Source organism: Mycobacterium sp. NPDC003449, assembly GCF_053588415.1.
Map to the genome: position 1 here is coordinate 22,958 of NZ_JBSFPX010000084.1, position 6,362 is coordinate 29,319.

7 protein-coding genes are annotated in these 6,362 nt (G+C 66.3%); 4 read left to right on the plus strand and 3 right to left on the minus strand.

Going from position 1 to position 6,362, the window contains the following annotated elements; genetic code table 11:
* The first annotated feature begins 25 nt into the window (after positions 1-25).
* Entirely contained in the window at positions 26-1,009 is a 984-nt protein-coding gene (locus ACWDTP_RS20805) for a GlxA family transcriptional regulator (RefSeq protein ID WP_450023168.1), read from the plus strand.
* Here the strand turns inward: ACWDTP_RS20805 and ACWDTP_RS20810 are convergent.
* Positions 1,006-1,944: an SDR family NAD(P)-dependent oxidoreductase gene (locus ACWDTP_RS20810; RefSeq protein WP_450023170.1), complete on the minus strand. Its 939-nt coding sequence runs from the start codon at positions 1,942-1,944 to the stop codon at positions 1,006-1,008. The genes ACWDTP_RS20805 and ACWDTP_RS20810 overlap by 4 nt on opposite strands.
* A 162-nt stretch (positions 1,945-2,106) precedes the next feature.
* Here ACWDTP_RS20810 and ACWDTP_RS20815 point away from each other — a divergent pair, with 162 nt between their 5' ends.
* Complete coding sequence (locus tag ACWDTP_RS20815) at positions 2,107-2,952, plus strand: helix-turn-helix transcriptional regulator (RefSeq protein ID WP_450023172.1); 846 nt, start codon at positions 2,107-2,109, stop codon at positions 2,950-2,952.
* Positions 2,953-2,980: 28 nt separating this feature from the next.
* Here ACWDTP_RS20815 and ACWDTP_RS20820 read toward each other — a convergent pair whose 3' ends face one another.
* Complete coding sequence (locus ACWDTP_RS20820; RefSeq protein WP_450023174.1) at positions 2,981-3,910, minus strand: alpha/beta fold hydrolase; 930 nt, start codon at positions 3,908-3,910, stop codon at positions 2,981-2,983.
* A 142-nt stretch (positions 3,911-4,052) separates the two neighbouring features.
* Here ACWDTP_RS20820 and ACWDTP_RS20825 point away from each other — a divergent pair, with 142 nt between their 5' ends.
* Complete coding sequence (locus ACWDTP_RS20825) at positions 4,053-4,682, plus strand: TetR/AcrR family transcriptional regulator (RefSeq protein ID WP_450023176.1); 630 nt, start codon at positions 4,053-4,055, stop codon at positions 4,680-4,682.
* A 412-nt stretch (positions 4,683-5,094) separates the two neighbouring features.
* Positions 5,095-6,024, plus strand: coding sequence for an LLM class flavin-dependent oxidoreductase (locus ACWDTP_RS20830; protein WP_450023177.1), 930 nt, complete (start codon positions 5,095-5,097; stop codon positions 6,022-6,024).
* A 132-nt stretch (positions 6,025-6,156) separates the two neighbouring features.
* Here ACWDTP_RS20830 and ACWDTP_RS20835 read toward each other — a convergent pair.
* On the minus strand, positions 6,157-6,362 hold a 206-nt coding region (locus tag ACWDTP_RS20835; RefSeq protein WP_450023179.1), incomplete at its 5' end, for a hypothetical protein.

The following is a 6,362-nucleotide window of genomic DNA, read 5'->3' on the forward strand; positions in this document are numbered from 1 at the left end:
CGCCCGACAGGGGTAGAAATGGCCCATGGCGCAAGAATCCTGCCGTATCGCGGATCGCACACCTCATGCGGTGGCGCTGATCGTCGACGAGGGCTCGAATCCCTTCGAGATGGCCTGCGCCTGCGAGATCTTCGCCGCCCGGCGGCGGCCGGAGATCGGCTTCGAGCCGTACCGAAGCTGGATCGTGTCGCCGGGTCGGTCGACTCACATGCGCGACAACCTCTTTCGCCTGACCGGTGCCGAAGACCTGGCCTCACTCGCTGCGGCCGACACCGTGATCGTGCCGAACCGTCCCGACATCGCCACGGCCTCGCGGACCGCCGTCTTGGACGCGATCCGCGAGGCACATCGACGTGGAGCCCGACTGGTCGGATTGTGCACCGGCGCCTACACCTTGGCCGAGGCCGGTCTGCTGGCCGGCCGACGCGCGGCGGTGCACTGGCAGCTTCTCGACGACTTCGCCGCCCGCTACCCGGATGTGCACGTCGAAGGCGACGTCCTGTTCGTCGACGACGGCGACATCCTCACCTCCGCGGGCAGTTCTGCCGCCCTGGACCTGGCCCTGCACATCGTCCGTAAAGACTGGGGCGCCGAGGTCGCCAACCACGTCAGCCGCCGGCTGGTCTTCGGCACCTTCCGCGATGGCGGTCAACGACAGTTCGTGGAACATCCGGTGCCCGACGTGTCGGCGGCATCGCTGGCCGCGACCCTCGACTGGGCCACCGAACACCTCGACCGGCCATTGACCGTCTCGGACTTGGCCCAGCACGCCCATCTCGCCGTGACGACCCTGCACCGACGCTTCCGCGCCGAACTCGGCACCACGCCCTTGAGTTGGCTCACCACGCAACGAATCCGGCACGCGCGCCGGTTGCTTGAGGACAGCGAGCTGCCGCTTGAGCGGGTGGCGCAGCTCAGCGGCCTCGGCACCTCGGCCAACCTGCGCGAGCTGGTCCGGCGCGACACCGGACTCGCTCCGTCGACGTACCGCAAGCAGTTCCGGACCTAGGTGACACTGGCGTTGAGCAGTTCGGCCGTGGCCGCCCACAGCCGTCCCTCACGAATCGGATCCTCGGCGAAGGGCTTCACGTCGCGTTCGGTGTTCTTGACGACGAAGGCGCCGGCACGCAAGTGCGCCCAGCGATCGTCGAGGACGACCGAGGCGAGCGCTGGAGCCGATCGGGTCGGCGACGAGACCCCCGGGATGGCCTGGATGGCTCGCCCGATCCGTTGTACGGCCGGGCCGTGACCTCTCCCCAGGCCGGTGCCCGGCATGAATCCGGGTTCGAACACCGCCACGGTGATTCCCGAGGGGAGTCGGCGCTGCAACTCGTGTGCGTAGTAGAGGATCGCGAGTTTGGAGTTGGAATAGGCCGTCCCGGCACGCTCCACGGTCGCCGGCTCGTCCGGGGCGGCGGGCCGGGCCAGATCGATCGGGTCGCGCCAATCGGCGGGTGCGACTCGCAATATGCGGCGAAAGACGTTCTGGTGGTAGGTGTTCGACCCCAGCAGGACGATACGAGCGGGAGCGACGAACGAGTCGAGGAGACCGTCGATGAGCTGTGCATGCGCGAGGTAGTTCACGGCGAACGTCAGCTCGTAGCCATCCGCGGAGGCACCATGGGTGTCGACGACCATCACGCCGGCGTTGGCAACGACTCCGCGCAGTGGGCGCACCGCGCCACCATCGAGCAGGTCTCTCGCTTCCTGCGCCGCCGCTCGCACGTCGGCCAACCGGGCCAGATCGCAGCCGATCTCGTGCACGGTCGCTCCCGCGGCCCGCGCGTCGCCGGCCACCTCGGTCAATGCTCGACCGGGCCTGCCGACCAGCAGCAAGTCCGGCCGTTCGGGCGCAGGACGATTGGCGATCGCCAGTGTCGCCGCCCGGCCCAGCCCGCCGGTCGGCCCGGTGATCAACACGGTGCCGGACCCAACTGAGTTCATGGCCGCTCCCATCTTCACGGGTTCACACGGCGGGTCACGCGGGACCCTGACCGTCGTCATCGCATCGAGTGTCGGCCGTACGTGACCGCATAGGCAGTAGTCCGGTTTTCGTAGGACTGCCAGGGCCAGGACAGCGGGGACGGGGTAGGGCACAGTTGAGAGGTGGAATCGTGGGAGTTGGGTCGGACGCTGCGTCGCTGGCGCGAACGCATCGCTCCTGCGACGGTCGGCGTTGCCGAAGGAACACGCCGCCGCGCTGCCGGACTGCGCCGGGAAGAGGTCGCCGAGTTGACCGGGATCTCGGTCGACTACCTCACCCGGCTCGAGCAGGGCCGGGCCACCTCGCCGTCGGCGCAAGTGGTGGAGGCACTCGCGCGCGCGTTGCGCCTCACCGACGCCGAGCGCGACCTCCTCTTCCGGCTCGCCGGGCAGGTCAGCCCCGGTCGCGACCTGGTGTCATCGCGGATCACGCCAAGCGTGCAACGCCTGCTCGACCGCCTGGCCCACACCCCGGTCGCCGTTTTCGACGCCACATGGACACTGATCCTCGCCAACGCTCCGTACGACGCGCTGATGGGCCAGACCACGAGTTGGCGGGGGATCGAACGCAACAGCGTCTGGCGCCACCTCATCGGGCCGGGCAGCCGCGCTGTCGCCACCGCCGACGAACGGGCCGACCTGCAGGCTCGGCTGGTTGCCGACCTGCGCCTGACCGCTGCCCGGTATCCCGCCGATCCACGGTTGAAGCGGCTGATCGGCGAGCTCGCCGCGCAGAGTCCGCGATTCGTCGAGCTCTGGGAGGCCGGCGATTTGGAACCGCACCAAGATCAGGGCAGACACAAGGTCATCGACCACCCCGGCGCCGGCCTCATCGCCCTCGACTGCGACACGATGATCGTCGCCGCCGACGATCTCCGGATCATGATCTACACCGCCGAACCCGAGTCCGAGAACGCCGAACGCCTCGCCCTCGCAATCGTCCTCGGGACACAGTCGTTGACCCGCTAGGTTGGTTGCCGGTGACGGGTACCCAGCGTCAGTCACCGTCGACGAAAAAGCCGGATAGAGCGGCAGCCACGGCTTCGGGCTGCTCCTCGGCGATGAAGTGTCCCGCGCCGGGCACAACGATCCCGGTGACATTGTCGGCCCACGGGCCGATGGACGCTGCCATATCGGGGATGGAGCCGTCGCTGCCGGAAATTCCGAGAATCGGCACCGCCAGGTGGCGGCGCTCGAGGATCTCGTGGTTCTTGCGCGCCGATTCCGCGGCGTCTCGGTAGTAGGCCAGGGAGGCGCGGAGTCCGCCGTCAGCGGCGACGGCCGCGGCGTAATGCTCGATCTCGGCGTTGCCGAAGGTGTTGGGTGAGAGGGATTTTGCCTTGAGAAACCACTCGACGTATTCGCGTTCCCGGCCGGTGAGCAGCGTCTCGGGCAGACCGGGCACCAGATGGAATGCGAAATGCCAGGTCTTCCAGGCCTGCTCGGCATCGATCGGGATGGCGGCGGGCAGTGTGATGCCCGGGATCCCGGCGTCGAGCAGCGCGACGCCGCGTAGCCGGTCCTCGTATTTCAGGGCGAGGGAGAACGCGACCCACGCACCGATGTCGTGAGCGGCCAACCAATACGTCGAAACCTCAAGCGCTTTCACTGCAGCGTGAATGTAGGCGGCGACGGTGTGGGTGTCGTAATGGATGTCTGGGCGTTCGGAATGACCCTGGCCGGGCAAGTCGATCGCGATGACCTGGAATCGGTCGACCAGACCGGGCATCACCTTCCGCCATGCCCACCAGGTCTGCGGGAAGCCGGCGAGTAGCACGACGGTGGAGCCGCCGGGCTTACCGCCCACCACGGTATGAACGCGGACGCCGTCCGCGTCGACCCAGCGGTGGGTGAAGCTCGCCAGATCCTGCAGCGGTAGGCCCCGGACCGGGTTGTCGTGGGCGAGGGCAGACGTAGGGATGGTCATAGGTTTCCTCCATCGGTGTTGGGATGGTCGATTGCCGCCAGGCCGCGCACTGGATCATCGCCGTGCGGCCAGCCTACCCATCTTGGAACGGGCAGTTCAAGATAGAATGGCGAGCACTCCGGTGTCAGCGAGGAGGTTCGGCATGGCAGGCAAGAAGCAGTTCGACGTCGACACGGCACTCGACGCCGCGATGCTCCAGTTCTGGCGGGCCGGCTACGCCGACACATCGGTGGACGACTTGTCCCGGGCAACCGGGCTCAACCGCAGCTCCATCTACTCGTCGTTCGGCGACAAAGACGCGCTCTTCGCGCGGTGCCTGCAGCGCTATGTCACCCGCTACGGACGCAAATACGACGACGCACTGTCCTGTGCTGCCACTCAACCGCTCGCAGCGGTGCGAGCGTTCTTCGACGTCACCCTGGAGCGCGTCGCAGACCCTGATCTACCCGACGGATGCCTGGTGGTTCAAACAGTGATGGCGGTGCCGGTATTGAGCCCGAGCATCGCCGACCGGGCACAGGAGGCGGTCGAGTTGCAGCGCAGCCGATTACGCGACGCGCTGATAATCGGTGGACTGCCCGATCAAATTGCCGACACTTTCGCCGTCCACACCGCGGCCGTGAACCAGTCCCTTGCTGTCATGAGCAGAGGCGGGGCCCGCCCCGCCCAACTCGCCGCCATTGTCGACGTGTCCCTCGACGCGCTTGCGCATGCTGTTCGCGCAGTAGTGAATCACCCCGGTGAGTCCGGAGAACCGACTTGTTCGCCCTGATTGCCTGTTCGAGTAGCGCGCGGTCCGCGAGGATCGAGGGATGATCGACCATGAAGGAGACGGCGCTGAATGCGTCGGCGATCACCTGGTCGCTCAACGTGGCTTGCAGTACTTGGTTCATGACCCACCTCTGGTGAGCGACATAATCAGGAATCTCGTTGCCCTGCAACGTATCCAGCCGGGCGGCGTCAGGGCCTGCCGAGAGGGTCCACGCGGCCTCGGTCACGACTTCCCAACCATCAGGTCGTAGAGCTCGGGAGTGGGCAGAAGCGCTTGTGGAGGCACAAAACATGGCTGCTGCGGGAATCATTGCGGCCTCGGTCGCGTGCCTGACACCAAGCCGGGCATGGGTGGGCACCGGACGATTCACTCACTCTTCGTGGTCCAGTGCGCTCGATGGGACAACCCCTGAATGAATACACCGGCCTCGACGTTCATTAGATGGGACAAGCGCGACAACCCCGTATCCGAGAAGAGGTGCAAAGGCATGGCACGCGAGCCGATCGTGGGATTGGTACTGGCGCCGGGACTCGCTCCCATTACGCAGTACATCGACGATTCCCATCGTGCCGCCGGCCTGGGCTTCGGGGTGATCGAGCTTCCTGATCACCTCGGAATGGTCGCACCGCTTCCCACCTTGGCCGCCATCGCCACGGCGGTTCCCGCGGTCCGGGTGACCAATCACGTGCTCAACGCATCGTTCTACCGGCCCCACCTGCTGGCCCGCGACATCGCGGCGGTCCACCAGCTCAGCGGGGGGCGCTTCATCACCTCCCTCGGCACAGGCCACGCCGAGCAGGAGTCCGTGGCCGCCGGAATTCCGTTTCCCACCGCCGGCGAGCGCGTGCGCACCGTCACAAAGACCGCCCTGGCAATCAGCGACATCCTCACCGACCCCGCCTTCGTCACGCCATCCGATATACCGGCACCGCCCACCCGGATCGCGGGCAAGGGCGACCGCCTCCTCGCCGCTGCCGCCCAGTACGCCGACATGGTGCTCATCGATCCAGTCGTCACCGAAACAGAACTCGCTGAACGCATCGACTACACCCGGGCCAAGGCCGGCGATCGCGCCGATGACATCACGTTCTGTTTTCCCTTCAACGTGGCCGCCGTGGACGATGAACCCAACCTCGATCTCATGCGAACGCTGCGGCCCGACCTGGCAGACGAGGAGCTTCAGGAGCTACCCACCGTTCTTGCAGGCACGATCGACCAGATCACCACGAAGATCCGCCGTGTGCGTCAGTTGGGCATCGACTACGTATCCTTCGTCCGCACCCCCGACATCGAGTGGAAAACCCTCGAACGGCTCATCACCGCCGTCACACAGGACCACTGACGTCAAAGCCTGAAACTCAGCACGCCTCGGGTGAGACCTGTTAGGTCCAAGTTTCTGAAAGCCTTGTGCGCGTTGGGCAGCCCTCCGGGGAAGGCGCTGTTCAACGACGGACGAACGCGTCGTCCGAGCCCTCTACGACTCGACGGGGCGGCCGTTCAACTCCGCAACGACACCAGCGCGCTCGTAGTTTCGGATGGTCTGCCGAATTTGATCGGTCGCCACCTTGTAGATATCCACCACAGATGCGATATCGCGTCGCACTCCAGCGTCCTTACTGAATCGCCCCGGCATGTCCGGAGACCTACTGGTTTGAGAACTCGGCGATCTGCTGAGTTCTG